Here is a 19,697-nt window from a genome sequence, read left to right on the forward strand (position 1 = left end):
AGACGGGTCCTGACAACCGGTGGATACGTCCGTGGCTACGATGCCAAACGCCCCGCCCCCTGGCAGTTCGAAAGTGCCAGGGGGCGGGGCATTGTCACCAGGTGGCTGTCCGAGATAGGTGATGGTGAGGACGGACGGGCGGCGCAGGGGCCTGTTCACCCAGTAGGTCAGGGAGAGCTGACCGACGGTCGTCGTGGCGTATGCCCTCTCCCTCTGGCTCATCGGCGTTGAACTGCCTGAAACCCCAGGGGTCGGCCGCGGCGGCGTCCAGGACGTCCCACACGGTGTCCTCTGCGTGCTCGGGCAGGGTGTCGAGGACCTTGGCGGCCGGAGCGGAGAAGCGGACCGCGTACGGCTGTCCGCTCATCGGCGCCTGCCGCGGAGCTCCGCCATGTCGATGAACTCGCTGTCGTCGTAGCCGGAGGCGACGAACGCGTCGACGGCCGGGGCGTGGGCGAGGCGGCCCTGCCATTCCTGGACGACCGCGTACAGCCCGCCGAGGGAGAACCGCTCATCTGGCCCTCCCGGCGGGTCGTCACCTCACGGTACGCGTGCCGGTGGGCCGCGGAAGGGGACATGTGGTGATCCCTCCTGCCGGGTGCGCAGGGCGCGGGCGACGGCCTGGGCGTGCTCGCGCAGCGGCTGGTCCTGCTTGTCCCAGGTAGCAGCCACGTAGTTGAGGAATTCGGCCGTCGCCCGTTTCGAGTCGCCGATCAGGCATCTCACTTGTCACAACCGCCCGTCCGGCAGACTTTCTGTCACCAGTACCGAGGATCCTGAGTTCTCGGATACCTCAGCGATGCCGTGCTCAGGGCTGAGCCCTGCCACAGCGAGGCGGAAGAGGCGGTCGGCCTGGGTCTCGGGGTCCTTGTGGTGCTCGGTGGCCAGGGCGATGCCGACGGCGAGGGTCAGCAGGTCGTGAAAGGTGACGTGCGGTGCGACCGCCTTGTCGCGAATGGCCCGCTGGAGGAGGGGAGTTCCGGCCGCTGCGATTTTGTTGCCACAGGAGTGCGGGGAGGGTTCCTCGGAGGGAGGTTCGTAGCTGAGGGTGTTGGCGAATCCGCGGGCTGAGACGGCGTAGAGGACGAGGGCGTGGAGCCACTCCAGGAGGGCAGTGCGGCCGTCCTCGGTCGCACTCAGCCGGTGGGCGCGCTCGCATAGGCCCTCGATGCGCTCCTGGAAGACGGCTTCGAGCAGGGCCCGGCGGGTGGGGAAGTGACGGCGCACGGTCGCCGAACCGACGCCCGCGGTGCGGGCGATCTGCTCCTGGGACGCCTTGGCGCCGTGCGCGGCGACCTCGGCTTCGGCGACGGCGAGGATGCGCTGGTAGTTGCGTCGGGCGTCCGAGCGCTGACCGGTCATGATCTCCTCATTGCTAAACGGCGGGCCTCGCCATATCTTAGCGGCAGACTAACCGGCGGGCCCCGCCGTTTCATTTGTCCGGTCCGTGAGGAGCAGCAACCATGCCCATCAACAGCGATACCGTCCTGGTCACCGGAGCCACCGGCCAGCAAGGCGGGGCCACGGCCCGCGCACTCCTGGCCGCCGAGGTGCCCGTACGTGCACTCGTACGCGATCCGCGGTCGAAGTCCGCCCAAGCGGTCGAGGCGCTGGGCGCCGAACTGGTCAGGGCGGATCTCTCCGACCGTGCCTCCCTCGGCCCAGCGGTCGAGGGAGTCCGCGCGGTGTTCTCGGTGCAGACGCCGCCCATGACCGAGACCAGCGTGGACTTCGCGGGGGAGCTCGCCCAAGCCACCAACCTGGTGGACGCGGCGAAGGCTGAGGGAGTACGGCAGTTCGTGCAGTCCTCGACCAGTGGAGTCGGTGAGCACACCCGGGTCGCCGGCTGGGCCGAGGGCCGCTGGGCGGCGATGGCGGACTACTTCCACACCAAGCAGGCGATCATGGAGGCGGTTCGGGGCGCGGGCTTTGCCCGCTGGACGGTGATCAAGCCCGCCTTCTTCATGGAGAACCTGCCCCCGCTGGCACCCAAGGGGCCGCGCGGCGGACTGCTGACGGTACTGAAGCCGGAGACCGAACTGGCCCTGGTGGCCGCGCGGGACATCGGCGCGGCTGCGGCGCACGCTTTTCGGGACCCCGACCGGTTCCACCAAGTGGAACTGGAACTGGCCGGTGACCTGCGCACGATGGAGCAGATCGCGCAGACCTTGTCTGCCGCCTGGGGCGTGCCCGTGACCGCACCCTCCATGAGCCTGGAAGAGGCCCTCGACGCGGGTATGCCGACGTGGGGAGCCGGACACGAGTGGAACAACGCGGTCCTCCAGCCCGCCCGTCCCGAGTTTGCCCGGGAGTTGGGCATCCCGGTCACCACCTTTGCCGAGTGGGCGGATGAGCATCTGACACCCGTGTCCGGCTAAGGCGTATCCGGCGCTGTGACGGTCGGCAGCGCCCGCCGGGACGGACTGGGGCGAGAAGTTGAAGTGGCTTTGTCCCGGCATCCCCGCCGCGGTGGTTGCCGAATTCGCCGGGCACCCGTTGGTCGGCCTGCCGTTCCTCACTCCGGAGACGGTGACGACCGACAACCGATTCGCCCACCGCAACCACTACCTGGTCGAAACCAACGGTGACAGCAAGTCTGCCTGTATGACAACTAACGTGCTCCGGCTCAGGGCGGGTGTGACTGAGCGCTTCAGGCGGCGAGTTTCGCCACCTGAAGCGCTCAGTTCGTGGTGCGGGCGGGGCCGCCTCGTCGGTTGAGTGCGCTGATCGGCCGACTCAGCGGACTCGGTCGTAGACCATGGCGATCTCGCCCAGCTCGCCGGTCTCCTGGTGGGTGAGTTTCCACTGCGAAGCTGGCAGGCCGTCGTCGAACAGTCGCTGCCCGTCTCCGGCGATCTCGGGGAAGATCATGAGGTACAGCCGGTCGAGCAGATCTGCGGCAAGGAGTGGCTTGATGACACTTGGGCAGCTGTTGACGAGGATGTCGCCCTCGCCAGTGGCCTTGAGTTCGGCAACGACGTCGGCGGCTGGGGCATTCACCACGCGGGTGTGTTCCCACGGGGCTTCGGTCAGGGTGGTCGAGAAGACCACCTTTTCCGTGTCCACCAGCCACTTTGCGTATCCGCGGTCGCGCGGATCGGCGTTCTCGTCCTCGGCGACCGTCGGCCAGTAGCCCAGGAATCCCTCGGCGTTGATCCGGCCGAGCAGCGCCGTCGTCGCGCCCTCCCAGATGCGGGTGAGTTGGCCCCGCGCAACCTCGGAGATCACGTACGGCGCGAACATGCTGAAGTCGCCGGGCCCGCCAGGACCGTGGTAACGCCCGTCGAGGGAGAGGCTCAGGTTCGCGGACACCCTGCGTCCGGTCGAGACAGTCATTGCGTGATCCTTGTGTCGGTGCTGCCGGTGCTGCCGGTGCTGTCGGTGCTGTCGGTGCTGTCGGAGTCGCGCGGGTCTGCGGCGAGGGTCGCTGCGAGCTTGTCGAGGCTCTGGCCGAAGCCGATCTCGATGCCTGCGATGAAGTCAGCGGAGTCGACGGTGCTGTCGGTGATCCGCCAGCGGACGTCGAGGTGCGTACCCGTCCCGGTGGGCCGCAGGTCGAGGGCGACGTGGGCGGTGAAGGCGAGGCCGCCGTCGGGAAGCAGCGGGGAGAGCCGGTAGGCGAGGCGCTCACCGGGGCGGACGTCGTCAACGACTCCCTCCGCGCGCCCGGCGACCAGGTCGGAGCCGTCGGTGTCTTCGACATCGCGGTACTCCTGGACGATCCGCCCGCCTTCTCGCGCCTCGAAGACGAGCTCAGATACGCGGAGGTCGTGGGGCGTCCACCATCGGGCGAGCAGAGAGGGCTCGGTCAAGTGGCGCCACACCAGCTTGGGGCGCCCCGTCAGGGACCGCCGGAAGCCGAACGAACGGCCGTCGGCCCATCCCGGCCTCTCCGCGGCGAGCCGCTCCGCGTGGAGGCTGGCCCCGTAGCGGTCGTAGGTCTCGCGCGGGCCCCCGGCCTGCTCCGCGGTGTCAGCGAGCCGGCCGAGCGCAGCCGCCAGCTCCCGCAGGGGACCGGGCCGGAGCGCATAGATGCGGCGCTGGCCGGTGCGTTGGGAGGTGACGACGCCGGCGCGTTCGAGGGTCTGCAGGTGCTTGGTCGTCTGCGGCTGGCGAGCCTCGGCGAGCTCGGCGAGGACACCGACCGGACGGGGCCGCTCGGCGAGCAGGCTCACGAGCCGCCGGCGGGCCGGGTCAGCCAGTGCGGCGAGGAGTGCATCCATGAGCACAACTATTCACCATGCCGAATATTCGCGTCAAGGAATATGTGTCCTCGGTCCGTGGCCAGGCCGGCCCGTGAACTGCCGGACAAGGCGCGGTTCTACCAGCAGTTGGAGCCACTGCTCGACGCCTACGCCACCCAGCTCGCACGAGCCGTCGACACCCCCCGCTCCAGTCGCCAACTCGCACGCTCACTCGCCAACTGAAGCGCTCAGTCACAGCGTGAGCCGAAGCGCGATAGTTGTCACTCCTGGCATCCGCTGGCCTGCGACTTCGGTAGGACGAAGCATGGCGGTTGTCACCGGTGCGGCGCGCTGCCTGTCACCAGCGGCAAGCGAAGCAGGGTTGATGTCACCGCGTTCGGCTTCTGGTCGGCAGGGTGCCGAGCGACGGCCCTCGGCGCTTCGCGGGCCGTATTTCGCGCGCTGAACGCGGGCCTTGCCTCCTACGATCACCTGGTACGACTGCTGGGGAGGGCGGGAATGTTTGAAGACGTAGAGGACGGGGCGTCGGCGATGCTGCTTGCGGGAGGTGCGCCACTTCACCGCGTGCTTGATGTCGCCGACCCCGCCGACTGGCTCGCGCTGGACGCAGGAGTGCGGGATGTGGCCTGGTACCGCCCGCAGTTCCTGCCGGAGTGGGAGCACCTCGCCCCGTTGCCCGCCGATCTGAGTCAGCTCGACGAGTCTCGGCTCGCGCTCGCTCTCTGCCACCGCGACGGGCGGATCCGTCAGAAGGCATTGGGTCTGTCCGTCCGTTACCCGGGTCTGCTGCCGTTGGTCGTGATCCGCTGTGCCGACTGGGCCGCTCCGGTGCGCGAACCCGCCCGGCAGTTGCTGCGCGGGGCCCTGAGCGTGGACTCGGCCCCCGGTCTCGCGCCGCTGATCCTCCGCGTGGGCCGCCGCGACAGAGGTGCCTTCGGCGTCGATGTGCTCGGCGAGATCCTGCGCCGGGCGTCCCACGCTCAGCTCACGGTTCTCTTCGCTGACCCCGACCGCGTCGTCCGGCGGTTCGCATACCGGCTGGCCATCGAGGGCCGACTGCTCGGCGCCGCTGAGCTGGCCCGCGCGGCTGCCACGGACCACGACACCGTGGTCCAGGACCTGTGTGCCACAGCGGCACTCACGGCTCTCACGGGCGGAGATGCCTACGAGGGTGCGCTGCCTCTACTGCTGTCCGCACGCAACCCGCGTGCCCGTTCGGCCGGCGTCACCGCGCTGAGACGGGCGGGGCGGCCGGAGCAGGCGGAGCCGTTTCTCGGCGACCGTTCCGCGCTCGTACGTGCGTGTGCCCGGTATGTCGTACGACAGCATGGAGGCGACCCGGTGGCCTGGTACCGGGAGCGGTGCACTGCGCCGGACGACCCCGAGTTGCCGCCCGGTGCGGTCATCGGGCTGGCTGAGTGCGGGAACCGTGCGGACGCCGGGCTGCTGCGGCAGCTGCTCGTGCACCCGGAAGCCGGGGTGCGGGCGCGAGCGGTGGCAGGGCTGCGGACACTGGACTGCGCGACTGCGAAGCAGTTGGGGCCGCTCCTCGACGATGTTGCCGCCGCAGTCGTCCGCGAGACCGCCACCGTCCTGCTGCCCTCGGCCAAGGAACTGCCCGCCGACTGGCTATGGGAGCGCACCAGCTCTCAGCGGCCCCGGCACGTCCGTATCGGCGCCTTCCGGCTGCTCGACGCGCGCGGCGGCATCGTGGCCCTACGGACGGCGGTCGGTCTGCTCGAAGACCCGGATATCAAGCTGCGCACCTGGGCCGCGCAATCAGTACAACGCTGGTATCCGGCACCGGACGAGCCACGCGGCAACGCGGAAGTAGGTGAACTGCTCGACCGGAGCCGGCACCTCTTCAGCGACCATGTGCTGCGCCGGCGCAAGCGGGAGGCCGGAGTGGACAGCTGACACTGCACCGCGGTCCAGAACTCCGCTCAGCACTCGCTGCCCGGTGGTCCTGGTGACAGAACGCCTGCCTTGGTGACAACTACCGTGCTTCGGCTCACAGCGGGTGTGACTGAGCGCTTCACATGGCCGGTTGAGCGTTGGCCGGGCAGGTTATGGGCGAAGTACGGGTTGCTGACTTCCCGGCGGGGCCGGTGTGGTCCCACGTGAGTCGGCTGAACGATCTCGCGTTGCCGTACACGCTGCCCGGCCGTGCCGTCGAGTGCCTGGATCTGGGTCCGGGGTGGCCGCGTACGTGGACGGTGACGTGGAAGGCCGGGAAGACCGATAACCGTGCACGCCTCGCCGCCACGACCTACATCTGGACTCAGGTCACCCACGGCGAGACCCAATTCGCCCCATGCCCTCCCGAAGCCCGCAACGATCCCGAGCACAGAGCGACATGGAGCTACGACCGGTACGCCATCGGGCAGTGGATCAGGCAGAACAAAGTGCCCTTCTACCAACAGATGAAGCCACTGCTCGACACCTACGCCACCCAACTCAGCCATGCCCTCGACGCGGAATACACAAGCGGCCAACTCAAACGCTCACTGGCCAAATGAAGCGCTCAGTCACACAGATCCGCAGCGGGGCTCGCGGCTGTTGGAGATCTACAGGTCGAACTCGACGTGCTCGATGTCGGTGAAGCGGACCTCCTCCAGGCTTCCGGCGCGGCGGCCGCCATCCTGGAAGTAGACCTCTCTGAGCGCTTCGGCGGCGAGCTCCTGGAGCTGCTGGTCGGTGGCGCCGACTTCCTGGGCGTCGAAGAGGCGGGCGGCGAAGCGGGGCGGCAGGGCGACGGTCAGGTGCCGGATGCGGTCCTGGTCCGTCGACCCGATCGGCGCGGTGTAGCCGAGGCGGGCGCGGGTGTCGATGACGATGCCGCCGGTCGTCGCCGCCCGCTCCCTGGCCTTGGCCCGGATCTGCGGCTGCCACCGTTTTTTCACTTCGTTCTCCAGGCGGGCGGCGAGGTCCGGGCGGGGCTTTTTGATCTGGTTTTTCACGTACCGTTCGACGGTGCGCTGGGAGATACGCAGCATCTGGGCCACCGCCTTGGTGCCCTTGAGCTGCTTGACCAGGTACCGCATCTGGGCGCCCGCGCTCTTCGGGACCGGGCGCGTGAACGCCCGCTGCACCGCCTGGTCCAAGCCGTCCCCGAACAGGGTCATCGTCACCTTCTCCTACTCTCCGTTGTCGACGTCGGTGACGGTTCCGTCCTTGATGTACCGGGCGAGGTTGAGCTCGGGCGCGTTGAACCGCTCGCGGACCTCTTCGCCCCACAGGACGGACTGGGTGCCCTCGTGCTTGACCAGGCCCGGGTTGATGCCGAGCTTGAAACCACCCGGCAGCGGCTTGCCGTCCCGGTAGGGCAGAAAGTCCAGGGGGCTGGTGCCGTGAGCCGCGTAAACGACACAGTCGGACAGGACCGCGATGGGGTACTGCCCGGTGAACGCCGCGTGCTTGACGATCTTGCGGTGCAGGTTGATCCGGGTGCGGGAGATGACCGCCGCGCGGATGTCCGGCCGCCAGGTCGGACGGGACAGAGCGCGCCACGGCTGCCCGGGTTTCCAGCCCTCGCCGCGCGGGCGCTCGCGCAGCTTGCCCAGGCCACCCTTGACCGTCGCCTTGACTGCGTCCACGACGATCGCCAGCTGAGGGTCGCGCTGCCGCCAGCCGTTCATTGCCGCCAGGACGTCGGCCGGCTCCATCTCCGCGTGCACGCCGAGGTCGGCCATCGTGGCGAGGTAGGCGTCGCGCAGCCGGTTGTACCAGCCGTCCAGGTAGCGGCCGTTCTCGTAGCGGACGTACGCCTCGACCGGTGCGACGTCGTAGCCGAGTTCCACCGCGTACGCGACGGTGGGCGTCGCGTACCAGGCCGGGGCCTGTGGTTGCTCGCCCTTCGGCGTGAACGGGCTGGGCAGCAGACTGGCGTCCAGGTCGGCCCACGTGTCCTTTCCGACCTTCACCCGCGACAGGTCCACATGGGAGAGGTCGACCAGCCAGGAGCCGGGCAGCTTGGCATCGAACACCGGCGCCTTCACATGTGTCGGCGCACCGAGGCCGACATTCAGGCCGTTGGCGCCGGCGGCGAAGGCCATGTTCACGTCGATACCGACCAGGTGCCGCAGGGTGCACTCGGCATCCGTCATCGACCGCGCCCAGTCGTACGCCTCCTCGAACAGCTTCTCCCCCGGGCCGCGGACGTGGAAGCGCGGCAGGTCCTTGAGCAGCGGGTGCCCGTCAGGGGCCTCGCACGGCGCGCAGTCCACCGGGTCCTTGCCCAGGCTGCCGGGGTTGTGCTCGGAGTGCCGCACCCCCGTCGCGTCCGGCTCGGAAGCGCGGGTCGGCGGGTGCAGCGCGGTCATCAGCTCCAGACCGGTCACCGCGGTCGAACCGCGCGGCGTCATCACCCTCGAGGCGTACACGCCCAGCACGCGCGCGAGTTCCGCCGGCGGCAACTGCCCGGCCTCGCCCCAGTGCCGCGTGTCCAGCGCGTTCCACGACGGGATGCACAACTGGACGCAGGCCCGCTCCGAACCCTGCGCGGGGCGGTAGATCCGCGCCCACGGCCCGAACCCGCGCTTCGTCAGCTGCCAATTGGCGCGCGTCAACTGCTTGATGACCTTATGGCCCTCCGGGACCCGCCCGGCATGCCGCTCCTCCTCCGTGAGGGCGACCGGCAGGCCATAGCGCTTGAGCGCCGACTCGGTGAGCACCAGCAGCGGATCGGCGTCCTTGCCCGGCCCGGACAACTTCGGCGCCCCGAGCCTGGCTTCCTTGAGCGTCCACTCCACCAGGGACGGGATGCTCTTGGCGGGCACGTCCAGGACCAGGCCGCCGACGCAGTACGCGTATGCCTGGCCGTCGGTGTCGACGTCGACGACCGCCAGCGGACCGTTCTCGAACCGCGGGTCGGTGCCGCCCGCCGGGGTCGTGGCCGGGGCCGTGGCCGGGGCCGCCTTTCGCGCGACCGGACGGCGCGATGTCGACGACGGCCTGGCAGTGCCCGCCGGACCTGACGCAATGGCCGGAGCTGGGGCGACGGGGGCCGAGGTCTGAGTGTTCTCGGTCGCGGTCATGGCCGCAGCGTCGGATCCGGTGTCTGTGGACACCGGTCGCGCTTCCGGCGCCGGAGCGGGAGCGGGAGCGGGAGCGTGCGCGAATGTTGCGGGAAGGGCCGTGTCCTCAGCGGGCGCCGCGGAGTTGGCGTCGGCGGGGTAGAGCTCCGCGAGTTTGTCCAGCAACCGTGCGTACGCGTCGCGCTCCGGCGGCCGCGGCTCCGTCTTGCCGGCCTCCCAGCCACTGACGGTTGCCCGCCGCACGTCCAGGGCTGCGGCCACTTCGTCCAGTGTCAGGCCGTGCGCCTGACGCAGCCGCTTGCGTTCCGCCGGCGGCGGCAGCACAGACCGGGACGCGACCAGCGCATCGACCCGATCGAACAACTCGGACATCCAACACCTCCTGAGCAACACCCTAGCCCAGGAACCGCACAGGTCGCGCATGTATCGCGTACGCACCACGCATGTATCGCGTACGAAACGCGTTTGCGGTAGGCGTGGATGCAGGTGTCCTGCCCTGGATGAGGGCGAGCGAAGCCGAGGCCTTACGGCCACACGACCTCGCCGTCTCGAACCACCAAGGGCTCGTACTGATGTGACTCGTAGAACCTGGTCCAGCCCAGGTGGACCCCACCGGTGGAGGAATGGTGCCGGTCATCGGCTTTGGTAGCCAGCCACCTGAGCAGTTCACCGATGGAGTCGAACTCGTCGGAGTGAATCTCCTGCCGAACGGTCAGGACCCATGACCCCTGACGGGCCTCTTCCGGGCGCAGCAACACCGCGACGAGTGCTCCGTCCACCTTCCACGCCTCGCCTTGTCGGCCGAGCAGCGGCACGGGGTGGTCTTCTATGACGGGTTCGCCGCAGTCGTCCACCACCACGACCGGAAACGAGGTCACGAGGCGGAGAGTATCCGGCTTGTCGCCCAGCCCGAGATGCCACCGAAGCTCGGTGACCTCTTCGTCCGACAGGCTTTCCCGCAGGTTCAGGACGATGGAGAGCTCAAAAATGTCAGCCATGGCGGCAAGGTATCGCCCTGGTACGACACTCCCGCCAGCGATGCAGCCACAGCCGCTCAGCGGCGGACGGCATCAGGTCTTTGCCCCGCCTCCGCCTCCTCGCGCGTGGGATTCTCGGTCCACCGCAACGGCCGGGCGCAGCGGCCGGCGGCTTGCCGTAGCAGCACGTCGCTGCGCCCTGCCGACTCCTCCCCACAGGGATCGGTACTCAACCTTCAGCGGGAACGCTCAGCATTCACTGCGACAGGTCGTTCGGGCAGGTCAAAACCACGAGGGAAGCTGTGCAGTCGAATGCGGCTTCGCCTGCCGCACGGCCCACCGCCCTTGGCCACCGCTACCAGCGCCGCGAGCGCGCCGCCAACGACCTCCCGGACACAGAGCGCGCCACAGCGAGCTGCAGACCCGGCAGGTCACTGCACTGCAGAGCGGCCGGGCCCTGGACGGTCTGCTGATGATGGGCACCGCGCCGCTCGACTGCGCCATCTCCACCCGCCTCGACCCCACCTCCCGCGGGTCCGGGACCCGCCTCATCCCTCATCGGCACGGTCCTGCTGGTCGAACCGTAGGATCTGCACTTCGACTACTGGCCGCTCCTGCGCGCGAAGCTGCGGCACGAGAGGGGCGAGTACAGCTGGAGCATCAGCCTCAACAGCGTCTTCAGCCGCCACTTCCGGCTGGCGTGGGGCACTGCGGCCGCCATCGCGGCGGTACTGAGCGCGGCGACCGTGTTCTGGTGGTCGCCGTGGCTGCCGCTGGGCACCGTGCCGTCGGCCTTCTTCTCGTGGCCGGGCACCATCCGGCAGGCTCAGCGATGTGACGTCGATGCGGAGGCCGTGGCGGGTGTTGCCTCGATCTGGAATGCCTGGGCGAGCGGAGTGCCGGGAAACAGCCGGGCCGCCTGCTTGGTGCCCAGCAGCATTATGTCCACCAGCGGCGTGCTGTTGCTGCTCGCCCACCGAGCTCGGGACCCCGCGAGGTGCCGGGCACAGCCGCGAGCGCCGCCGCCTCATCGCGGGCTTGGCTGTATCCGGGCACGTGATCGCCCAAATACGCGAGCCCACCGCACCCGTTCACCGAGGACCGGCTAGGGCTGGTCCGGCGGAACAGCGCCCAGGGGGCGGAGATCCAAGCCCGCGACGGATACCGAAGGCGGAGCCCCCTCGGTCAGGATCAGCGTGGTGATCGCGTCGGCTGGGCCCGGCGTGAAGTGCACTTCCGCACCCGGCAACGGCACCACGTTCCTCGCCCGGTCGGCCGGGATGTCGAGAAGTTCACCCAACCACGCGGCGGAGCTCGCCGGTTCGGGGGTTTCGATGACGAAGCCGGCCAGGTCGTGCGGACCGCGCGCGACCCGCCCCGCGCTGTACCGGTCGAGTATGACCTGCCGGTCCGGGGTGTACGTGATGAAGAACGGAGCCCATGCGGGGACATCCCGCAGCACGGCTTCGGTGAATGACACCGGTGAGCCCTCACGGGCGAAAACATGCAGGTCCACCTGGTATCCGGCGCGACGGAGCCGCTCCGTGGTGGCGTTCACGTCCGTCACATGCGCAGCGAAATTGAGCGCGCCTCCGCCCGCGGCGAGCAGCGCCTCGACGTGCGGCATCCATGCGGTCATGGCCTGGCCGAAAGGTGAGCTGGTGAACTCGGCGCGGTCCACCAAGGTGAGGATCTCGACATAGCGGGTGTCGAGCCGCCAGGCGCCGTTCCGGAAGCCCAGATACGGCCGGTTGGCATGTGCCGGAAGGCCGGCCGCCGTGTACGCCTCGGTGGCCGACTCGACATCGGGGACACAGTGCAGAAGGTGGTCGAACTCCGGTGATTCAAGATGCATTACACGCTCCTGGAGGGCTCTGCAGGTAGGGACCACGCCACCAGCAGTGTGCCTTGCCGCAGCCTCGGAAGCCGACAGCAGAAGCCCCCGGAGGAAGTCGACGATCCTGGCGTGCGGTGACGGGTCGTGGTGGAGACCGGCATCCGGCTTGATCTATCGGACACTTCCTCGCACACTCCCACCACCAAGACATCCACCCCGTCAAAAAGACCCACGGGCCAAGGACCTCTGAACAGGACACTCCGCTGCAGACCAAGCCACAGGCGGATCGCGGCGGTAACCGCCCCGTGGAAACACATACGCCCGCACGGTTCGTCCCCACAGCCAGTGAGTGGGCAGTGCTTGACCCCCAGGACCCGTGACGCTCAGTGAGCGGGGCGCCCATGCTCGGCTTTCAACCTTCGGACCTTGGAGGATGCCTGGGCCCATGAGGAGTGGGGAGCCTTAGCCGTTCGGTAGACCGACCATCGCGGCCACCGGTCTACCGCTCGCCGGAAGCCTCGGATTGGCCGGCATGCCCGGGAGAAACCCCGCAGGGACGCTTCTACCCCGCTGACAGAATCCTTCTGGCGAGCGAGCAACTCCCCAGCAGTGGCATCGAACTGCTGGCCACCGACCCGACGCCTGCAGGCCGGCACTCTCGCGGCCTTTCCCTGCTCGCGGCCCTGGAAGCGGTCAGCGAACGTACCTCGTCGGCCGGATGCACGTTGGTGACACCCCGTCCGCGACGGGCGATCCGGGCCACCTGGACCGGCCCGAACACACAGGTCAGCAGGTGGCGATGGCCTCGCTCGCGCCAGGTCCGCCGGTGTCCTTCGGGCCCGACCGCCGGCGGCTGCCCCGCGCCTGCCGGCAGCGCGGCCTCCTCGGTCCTGGCTCGCTGATCGAGGTGGTCCCGCAGCAGCTGCCGCATAGGGTTTCATCGCGGGCTCTTCTTCGGCAGTGATTCGTTTGGTTGGTACCTACGAATCTACGGAGAAGGGTCCATTGGTCACTGACCGTCAGGCGGGTCGAGGCACGCATCGCGGCGGGCGAGGGTCAAGCGTCCCGGCGCGTCCTCGGTCAGCCCAGCCCCGCTCCACCAGGCGCCTGAGCTTGGCCCGCGTGCCCTCGATCTTCCCGGCCATCGCGGACAGCCCGATCCGCGGCACGATCTGCTTGGCCTGCAACGGGCCCGGCGCGTCCGCCACACCTCCATGATGTCCCGGTACACATCCGGCAACACCGCCGCCGACAGCCCCTCACGCCACGGCGGGACCATCACCACACCAGCCCCGTGCGGATGAAACTGCCGCTCAGGACCCCCTGGCACATCCGCATCACTACCCGCCCCACCGGCGACGGAACCGGTGGTCGGCCCCTCGAAAGCCCGACCACAGCTCAAGGCCGGTCACGGCGACCCTCCAAAAAAAGCTGGGCCATCAGCGTTCTGCCAGCTGTCCTTACGAACAGAAGGGTGGCCACACCCACCGTTGAAGAGCGGAGGGCGGTCCTCCATGCCCGCCATCACAAGGCCGGCACCCGGGGCCTACCCCTCCCCCACGCCCGGGGGTGTGCACCAGTGCGTCCAGCACCGTTCCCGTTGGAGACTCACTTCGGTTCAGTCAGAGATGAGTCAGAGCTGAGGGAGAACGCACCGTGCTTGTCGCTCGAACCTCGTACCGCCACCGCCGAGTCACCGCAGCCGCTGTCGCCGCACTCCTCGCCGGGGCCGGCGTCGTCAGCGCCGAATCACGGACGTCCGCCGCGCCTTCCTCCAACGCCGCCGCCCAGCGCGGCACTCTGCTCTCCGCCGAGTTGCTTTACATCCTCACGTCGGCCAAGGACTCCGCGGCCGAGCTCGCCGCCTCCGGGTACGCCCCCGGCGCCGCCGATCACGGTGTGGACGCGTACCGACTCGTCTACCGCACCATCGACGCAAAGGGCCGCCCAACCACCGCCAGCGGGCTGTTCACCGTTCCGCGCGGAGTCAAAGGGCGTCTGCGGACCGTCTCGTTCGCCCATGGCACCGGCGTTCACCGCATCGACGCGCCCTCGATGCAGCGGAAGGTGTTCCTGACCGGCCCCTCCATCACGTACGCCTCCGCAGGCTTCGCCACCGTCGCACCCGACTACCTCGGCATGGGCACAGGACCCGGCAAGCATCCCTGGATGGATGTGCCCTCCGAGACCACGGCCTCCCTGGATCTACTGCGCGCAGCCCGCCAGTTCACACCACGCACTGGACACACCCTGGACCGCGACGTCCTGGTCACCGGCTTCTCGCAGGGCGCGTCGGCCGCGCTCGGGCTCGGCAGGTCCCTCCAGGCGGGCGAGGACCGGTACTTCGGGCTTGGCGCGCTGGCCCCCATCAGCGGGGCCTACGACTTCCAAGGAGCGGAGATCCCGGCGCTGCTCGCGGGCGACGGCGAGTTGGAGCCGAGATCGAGCATGGCATACGCCGCGTACACCCTGGTCGCCTTCGACCGCGTCCACGACGTGTACGACAAATCGGGCGAGGTGTTCCGCGACCCTCGCGTGGAGGAGCTGTTCGACGGTATGCACACCGGCCCACAGATGATCAATGCGCTGCCCCGCACGCTGGACGAACTACTGACCCCGTACGGGCGCGACCTGCTGGACCGACCCAAGGGCGGCCTCGCGGCCGGGCTACGGAAAACCGACAGCTGTGCAAGGACTGGAAGCCCAAGGCACCGATTCGGCTCTACATCGCACAGGACGATGAGCAGGCAACCGTCCGAAACACGGCCAGCTGCGCTGCATCCTTCCAAGAGAGGGGAATCGGGGTGTCGATCATCGACCTCGGCGCCGTCGACCACCAGAAGTCACGACACCTCGGCTCGAACGTGCAGGGGACAGCTGAGGTGGTGCGCTGGTTCGGCACACTCCGGACGGGGAGCAACCGATGACCCGGCCTCGCGCCGACCACCGGTACCGGCTCGGTGGGCGCCTCGGTGACCTGGAGGGTGCCACATTGAGTTTGCACCCGTGGGCGTTCACTCGGGGTAAATTCCGGTCCGATCAAGCTTGCCGGTCCTCGCTGTCCAGCTCGTCTGTCCATCGCTGATTCTCGGCGCGCTGCGCCGCTCGGCGCCCGGCGTGGCCGATGGTGAAGCCCGGTCATGACTCCAAGTCGCCCAGGTCACGGCCTCGCTCAGCGAGGTATCGCTTCACCAGCTCAACAAGAAGCTCACCCTCACCGAGTTGTGCCTGGTACGCCGCCCTGCGGAACGCCTCGCGCTCCTTGCCCGCGAGGATCATCGTCGGTGCGAAGCTCCAGGCGTCGGGATGCTTCCATGGGCAGCACATCTGGCGGACGCATGTATCCGCCTTGGTCTCGCGAACCTTCGGGGTTGTCCACGACTTGTGGGGGTAGCTCTTCAACTCCTTCTTGCAGCGTTCGAGTACCTCGAACATGCCCGCCTTGTTCCTGTGCTTCTCTTTGCCGTAGTGGTGACGGAACCAGTCGCGTCGGTCGGTGTCCGCGATCTCGCTCTGGGCTCGCTCCACACGCCCAGGGATGCCGCGATACACCTGGGGGCGCATCGGCTTCGTGCTGAAGCCAGCCTTCGGGAAGAGATAGCTCAGGTCCATGTCTGCGGCCCACCTCTTCGCGGTGCGCTTGCTCTTCCGCTTGTTGCAGCTCTCACACGCCGGAACGAAGTTCCACCAGATGTCAGCCCCGTTGTCCTTCACCGGCTCCTCATGGTCCAGCGTTGTCGCGCTCTTCCCGCAGTACACACAGAGTCCCTGGTGTGCAGTGAGAACCATCAGCCATACCCATGTCGGCTGGTCCGCTCGGATCCCCCGTGGTATTGCAGGCTGCGCGGTAGGCACGTTTCCCCCTTGCCATTATGTCGGAGCAGGCGAGGAACGGTAACAGCGGCCACTGCCAAACGAAGCCTCACGGACAGTACAACGGGTGCCCCGCAGCTTCCGACCGAACGGGCACGAGAGGCGGCTCGACCGTTCTCGTCCTGGGCTTCGAATCCGCCACCACCACATGAACGACCGTCTCGAAACCGCCCTGGACCCGAGTCTCTCAGCCCCTTCATCAGTTCGGTGATTACCTCGCGGTCCCGCTCCTCGTTGCTTTAGGGGTGAGGACTTCGCCGCCGTCCGAAGTTGGTCGACCTGTTCGCCAAGCTTCGTAAGGTGCCACGCGTTGCACCATTCGACGAACTCTGCCGTCTCCAGCACCGCTGACTCGGTCCGTGCGGCTTCCACCTTGAGCTGCGCGAGGATGCCCGTCCCGTCCCGTCCGCCATTCCGGCTGCGTCGATCAGGCTGTGGAGCTGCACCGGGTCGACGAGCGCGGCCATTGAGGCCGGCCCGGAGTCGAGATGGAAGCGGAGGTAGTCCGCGATAGACAGATTGCGGAAGGACGCAGCGTGCTGCTCAACGGCGAGCATCGTGCCGTCAACACCTGCGGCACCTTGCGGAGGGTCCGCACGTCCGCATCCAGCCCACGCTCCTTGCGATACCAGGACCAGGATTCGATTCGCTCAGCGTGTCCAATGTGGCTGTCGCAGCGTAAAGAGGACTTCGAGGCGATGCACCGCTTCGTCGGTCACATCGCTTTCCACGATCCGTTCCCAGATGCGGCGAGGTTCGTCGAGGTTCTTCCGCACGGCGGCGGCGATGTCCTGCTCCGGCCGGGCGGCGAGCCGGAGCGTCTCCTCGATCAGCCGGGGGCTGAAGTTGCGGTGCTCGACGATGGACTGCCAGACAGCCCGGTCGGCGAACGGCCATTTCTGCTCGGCGAGCAGTTGCGCGTGATGGACGTGGTGGTAAAGGATCTGGCCCCTGACACCGAGACTCAGGTCAGCGAGGTGGACGACGCTGGTCGCCGGGAGACGCCCGCGGCACCAAGCCTGGCGTGCTTCTGCACGGCGTGCTCCAGGATGTAGTCACGTGTCGTCATCACCAGCGCTTTGTCAGGAGCCTCCTGAATTCCCCGGATGATGTCGATGAGACGGGCGTCCTCGTTCTTGCAGCTTGGAACTCAGGCTCTCCTGCAGGTACGCGTGTTTGGTGCTGGTCTCACCGGCCGGGTCACGGCCGCTTTTCCAGCCGCTGAGCGGGGAGGGGCTTACTCCCAGCGCGCGGGCCATCTGCGCTTGGGACAGCCCCGCCCGTTCCCGCAGGCCATGGCGGAGAGCTGAGGCGGGAGTTCGGTCTGCGGGCCGACGGAGGCAAGCAGGGCATCGATTGCGTCGTAGTCGCTCACCGGTCGGCCTCTTTCATCTGGACCCGGGTGTCGCGACGGCGGGTGGCTGCACCTCCCCGCCATACGAGCGCGGACCGTGCGGCAGGGCTGGGCGCAACAGCGTTGTTCTCACATGGTGTCGGGCACGATCGCGACCGGACAGTCGGAGTGGTGCAGAACAGTATGAGCGACACGCCCGAGGCGTTTGGGGTGGCGCCGGCCCACGACCAGGCGATCGGCCTCGTGTGAGGCGGCGAGGAGTACTCGGCGAGCGGGCCCCTCGGCGGTGCGCCTGTGCAGGGTCACCTCCGGCGGGGCGTCGGCGAGGGCGGCCTCCAGTTCCTTGGCGGCCTGTTCCTCGTACAGCCGCTCGGGGTTGCCCGTGAGCAGGGGGTGATCAGCCGTCTCGCGCGCGAGGCACCGCCAGGCCCGCACCGCCTCCAGCGGGACCTCGCGCCGCCGCGCCTCCTCATAGGCGAAGCGCACTCCCGCCGTTGGCGCAGCGGCAACGCCGACGACGATGCGGGCGTGTCGTCCTGTTGCGGCCCGGTTGTCGTGACTGCCGCGCAGTACGACGACCGGGCAGTGGGCGTGGGTCGCCACGGTCAGGCTGACGGAGCCCAGCAGCGCATCGGCGAGTGCGCCGCGGCCGCGGGTGCCCACGATGACGGCGGAGGCGTTGCGGCTCTCGCGCACCAGGACGTACTCGGGTTCCTCGGGCACGACCGCGGTGGTGACGCGGAGGTCCGCGTGGCGGCGCAGCGCTCGGCGGGCAGCGGCAGCGACGATGTCCTCGGCGGTCGCAGGTCCGGAGGATGCGAGGAGTTCGGGCGCGAGCGCGGTGCCCTCGTACCGCTCCCAGAGGCAGCCATGGACCACCCGCAGGGGCACCTGGCGCTGGGCGGCCTCGTCGGCCGCCCAGTCGACGGCCCGCAGGCTGGGTTCGGAGCCGTCGACGCCGACGATGAGGGGGAGAGACATGGTTTTCAGCCTTCCGTGCCGAGGTCGGAGACGATGCGGGCCTTGATCTGACCGCGCTGGGCCTCTCGTTGGATGCGTTGACGGCGGCGAGCGGGCGGGTCTCGCGGGTGACTCTGGTTCGGCCTGCCGCGTGGAGCTGGAAGACCTCGGCGAGGTCCTGGTCTCCCGCCTGACAGGCAGTGCTCACAGCGTCCGCGCCCTGCCCGGCCGCGGCACGGCCACGCGCTGGCCGACGGCAGGGTGGCTGACGCCGTCGCCGCGTTTCTCCGCGAGGCCGACGCCCTCGTGGCCGGGCACGAACGGCGGGGTGGGCCTGACCGGCCAGTCGCCGTGCGGGGCGTGGGTGTCGGTGTGGCACAGCCCCGACGCCTCGAGACGGACACGGACCTGGCGGGGGTCGGGCTCAGGTCCCGGGCGCTCCTCGATGACCGGGGGTCCGCCGAACTCGCGTATGACCGCTGCTTGCTTGTTGTTCTCGCTTCTTGTGCGGGTCAGTCGTGGGCGACGACGGCGACGGGGGTGCTTGCGTGGTGCAGTACCGCGTGGGCGATGGCGCCGATGTGGAGGCCGAAGGGGTTGCGGCGTACGCGGCGGCCGACGACGACGAGGGAGGCGTTGCGGGAGGTGTCGATCAGGAGGTTCGCCGCGCTGCCGGGGCGGCAGGTCTCCACGACCTCGACGTCCGGGTACTTGTGCCGCCAGGGGCGCAGTATCGCGGCGAGTTCGGCGGTCTGCTGCCGGGCGATGTCACCGTTCGGATCGGTGTCGGTGTCGGTGTCGGTGTCGGTGGCCAGGCTGTAGGCGTAGTACGGCGGCCAGTTGCAGGCGTGGACGGCGTACAGTCCGGTGCCGCGGCGCCGTGCCGCCTCGAAGGCGAAGGCGATCACGGTGTCATCGGGGCCCCCGGTGTCGAGGCCGAGGACGATGGGCCGGAAGGCGGTGGCGGCGGACGGGATGCCGGAGGGGTCCATGACGTGTTCGTCGGCGGCCTGTTCCCCGGCCCGTACCAGGACGACGGGTGTTTCGGTGCGGGCGACCACGGCCTGTCCGACGGACCCGAGAAGGAAACCGCCGAGCCCGCTCAGCGCGCGGGAGCCCAGGACCAGCAGGTCGGCGTCGCGGGCGGCGTCCACCAGGACGTCAACGGGAGTGCCGGCCCGCTGCTCGATGGTCACCTCGGTACCCGGGTGGCGCAGGCGCAGGCCCTCGGCGGCTGCGCGGGGGATCCGTTCTGCCCATTGCTGATGGGTCTCGGCGCCCAGGAGAGGCGCCTGGGCGATCGGCTCCGGCACGGGCTGCCACACGTGGACGAGCTTGACGGGCAGGTCGCGCAGGGTCCCCTCGCGGGCCGCCCATTCCGCGGCGGCACGGCTCTCGGGCGATCCATCGAGCCCTACGGTGATCGTGCGGGGCATGGTGCCCTCCTCCTGCGTC

At 68.9% G+C, this 19,697-nt stretch carries 19 protein-coding genes and 2 pseudogenes; 6 read left to right on the forward strand and 15 right to left on the reverse strand.

Features of this window, described 5'->3' with window-relative positions; all coding sequences use genetic code 11:
• Positions 1–540: 540 nt before the first annotated feature.
• Positions 541–672: a hypothetical protein gene (locus ACRAKF_RS00305; RefSeq protein WP_447034627.1), complete on the reverse strand. Its 132-nt coding sequence runs from the start codon at positions 670–672 to the stop codon at positions 541–543.
• Positions 673–729: 57 nt separating this feature from the next.
• The gene (locus ACRAKF_RS00310) at positions 730–1,362 is read right to left on the reverse strand and encodes a TetR/AcrR family transcriptional regulator (RefSeq protein ID WP_447034628.1); all 633 of its coding nucleotides are present in this window, start codon (positions 1,360–1,362) and stop codon (positions 730–732) included.
• 101 nt (positions 1,363–1,463) lie between these two features.
• Between ACRAKF_RS00310 and ACRAKF_RS00315 the strand changes: the two genes are divergently transcribed.
• Positions 1,464–2,378 carry an NmrA family NAD(P)-binding protein gene (locus tag ACRAKF_RS00315; RefSeq protein WP_447034629.1) on the forward strand — a complete coding sequence of 305 codons (915 nt, stop codon included), beginning with the start codon at positions 1,464–1,466 and terminating at the stop codon, positions 2,376–2,378.
• Positions 2,379–2,736: 358 nt separating this feature from the next.
• Here ACRAKF_RS00315 and ACRAKF_RS00320 read toward each other — a convergent pair whose 3' ends face one another.
• Both ACRAKF_RS00320 and ACRAKF_RS00325 read right to left on the reverse strand, forming a co-directional pair.
• Positions 2,737–3,336: a dihydrofolate reductase family protein gene (locus ACRAKF_RS00320; RefSeq protein ID WP_447034630.1), complete on the reverse strand. Its 600-nt coding sequence runs from the start codon at positions 3,334–3,336 to the stop codon at positions 2,737–2,739.
• Positions 3,333–4,223 carry a metalloregulator ArsR/SmtB family transcription factor gene (locus tag ACRAKF_RS00325; protein ID WP_447034631.1) on the reverse strand — a complete coding sequence of 297 codons (891 nt, stop codon included), beginning with the start codon at positions 4,221–4,223 and terminating at the stop codon, positions 3,333–3,335. Before ACRAKF_RS00325 ends, ACRAKF_RS00320 begins: the two co-directional genes overlap by 4 nt.
• A 57-nt stretch (positions 4,224–4,280) precedes the next feature.
• Between ACRAKF_RS00325 and ACRAKF_RS00330 the strand changes: the two genes are divergently transcribed.
• The 3 genes from ACRAKF_RS00330 to ACRAKF_RS00340 all read left to right on the forward strand — a co-directional run bounded on the left by ACRAKF_RS00330 (position 4,281) and on the right by ACRAKF_RS00340 (position 6,724).
• Complete coding sequence (locus ACRAKF_RS00330; protein ID WP_447034632.1) at positions 4,281–4,427, forward strand: hypothetical protein; 147 nt, start codon at positions 4,281–4,283, stop codon at positions 4,425–4,427.
• A gap of 342 nt (positions 4,428–4,769) precedes the next feature.
• Positions 4,770–6,122, forward strand: a complete 1,353-nt coding sequence (locus ACRAKF_RS00335) for a hypothetical protein (protein ID WP_447034633.1) — start codon at positions 4,770–4,772, stop codon at positions 6,120–6,122.
• A gap of 203 nt (positions 6,123–6,325) precedes the next feature.
• The gene (locus ACRAKF_RS00340) at positions 6,326–6,724 is read left to right on the forward strand and encodes a hypothetical protein (protein ID WP_447034634.1); all 399 of its coding nucleotides are present in this window, start codon (positions 6,326–6,328) and stop codon (positions 6,722–6,724) included.
• Between the two features lie 48 nt (positions 6,725–6,772).
• Here the strand turns inward: ACRAKF_RS00340 and tpg are convergent, their stop codons facing one another.
• The 6 genes and pseudogenes from tpg to ACRAKF_RS00370 form a co-directional block, all read right to left on the reverse strand.
• The gene (gene tpg, locus ACRAKF_RS00345) at positions 6,773–7,330 is read right to left on the reverse strand and encodes a telomere-protecting terminal protein Tpg (RefSeq protein ID WP_447034635.1); all 558 of its coding nucleotides are present in this window, start codon (positions 7,328–7,330) and stop codon (positions 6,773–6,775) included.
• Positions 7,331–7,342: 12 nt separating this feature from the next.
• Positions 7,343–9,613 carry a telomere-associated protein Tap gene (gene tap, locus ACRAKF_RS00350; RefSeq protein ID WP_447034636.1) on the reverse strand — a complete coding sequence of 757 codons (2,271 nt, stop codon included), beginning with the start codon at positions 9,611–9,613 and terminating at the stop codon, positions 7,343–7,345.
• A 152-nt stretch (positions 9,614–9,765) separates the two neighbouring features.
• Entirely contained in the window at positions 9,766–10,239 is a 474-nt protein-coding gene (locus ACRAKF_RS00355; protein ID WP_447034637.1) for a hypothetical protein, read from the reverse strand.
• A 580-nt stretch (positions 10,240–10,819) separates the two neighbouring features.
• Complete coding sequence (locus ACRAKF_RS00360) at positions 10,820–11,032, reverse strand: hypothetical protein (protein ID WP_447034638.1); 213 nt, start codon at positions 11,030–11,032, stop codon at positions 10,820–10,822.
• A gap of 291 nt (positions 11,033–11,323) precedes the next feature.
• Entirely contained in the window at positions 11,324–12,073 is a 750-nt protein-coding gene (locus ACRAKF_RS00365; RefSeq protein ID WP_447034639.1) for a VOC family protein, read from the reverse strand.
• 664 nt (positions 12,074–12,737) lie between these two features.
• A pseudogene (locus tag ACRAKF_RS00370) lies at positions 12,738–12,986 on the reverse strand (ISKra4 family transposase); the annotation flags it as partial.
• Positions 12,987–13,711: 725 nt separating this feature from the next.
• Between ACRAKF_RS00370 and ACRAKF_RS00375 the strand changes: the two are divergent.
• Positions 13,712–15,031, forward strand: coding sequence for an alpha/beta hydrolase family protein (locus ACRAKF_RS00375; protein WP_447034640.1), 1,320 nt, complete (start codon positions 13,712–13,714; stop codon positions 15,029–15,031).
• A gap of 162 nt (positions 15,032–15,193) precedes the next feature.
• Here the strand turns inward: ACRAKF_RS00375 and ACRAKF_RS00380 are convergent, their stop codons facing one another.
• Positions 15,194–15,844: an HNH endonuclease gene (locus tag ACRAKF_RS00380; RefSeq protein WP_447034641.1), complete on the reverse strand. Its 651-nt coding sequence runs from the start codon at positions 15,842–15,844 to the stop codon at positions 15,194–15,196.
• 620 nt (positions 15,845–16,464) lie between these two features.
• Between ACRAKF_RS00380 and ACRAKF_RS00385 the strand changes: the two genes are divergently transcribed.
• Positions 16,465–16,983, forward strand: a complete 519-nt coding sequence (locus tag ACRAKF_RS00385; protein WP_447034642.1) for a hypothetical protein — start codon at positions 16,465–16,467, stop codon at positions 16,981–16,983.
• 27 nt (positions 16,984–17,010) lie between these two features.
• Here the strand turns inward: ACRAKF_RS00385 and ACRAKF_RS00390 are convergent, their stop codons facing one another.
• From ACRAKF_RS00390 to ACRAKF_RS00405, 4 genes and pseudogenes are all read right to left on the reverse strand, one after another.
• Positions 17,011–17,187: a hypothetical protein gene (locus ACRAKF_RS00390; RefSeq protein WP_447034643.1), complete on the reverse strand. Its 177-nt coding sequence runs from the start codon at positions 17,185–17,187 to the stop codon at positions 17,011–17,013.
• Between the two features lie 224 nt (positions 17,188–17,411).
• Positions 17,412–18,263 (reverse strand): universal stress protein, encoded by an 852-nt coding sequence (locus ACRAKF_RS00395; RefSeq protein ID WP_447034644.1) that lies wholly within the window; start codon positions 18,261–18,263, stop codon positions 17,412–17,414.
• Between the two features lie 167 nt (positions 18,264–18,430).
• Positions 18,431–18,758 (reverse strand): annotated as a pseudogene (locus ACRAKF_RS00400) (alcohol dehydrogenase catalytic domain-containing protein); the annotation flags it as partial.
• Positions 18,755–19,678, reverse strand: a complete 924-nt coding sequence (locus ACRAKF_RS00405; protein ID WP_447034645.1) for a universal stress protein — start codon at positions 19,676–19,678, stop codon at positions 18,755–18,757. The gene ACRAKF_RS00405 and the pseudogene ACRAKF_RS00400, both read right to left, overlap by 4 nt.
• Positions 19,679–19,697: the final 19 nt, after the last annotated feature.

This window comes from Streptomyces sp. DSM 118878, from assembly GCF_052936595.1.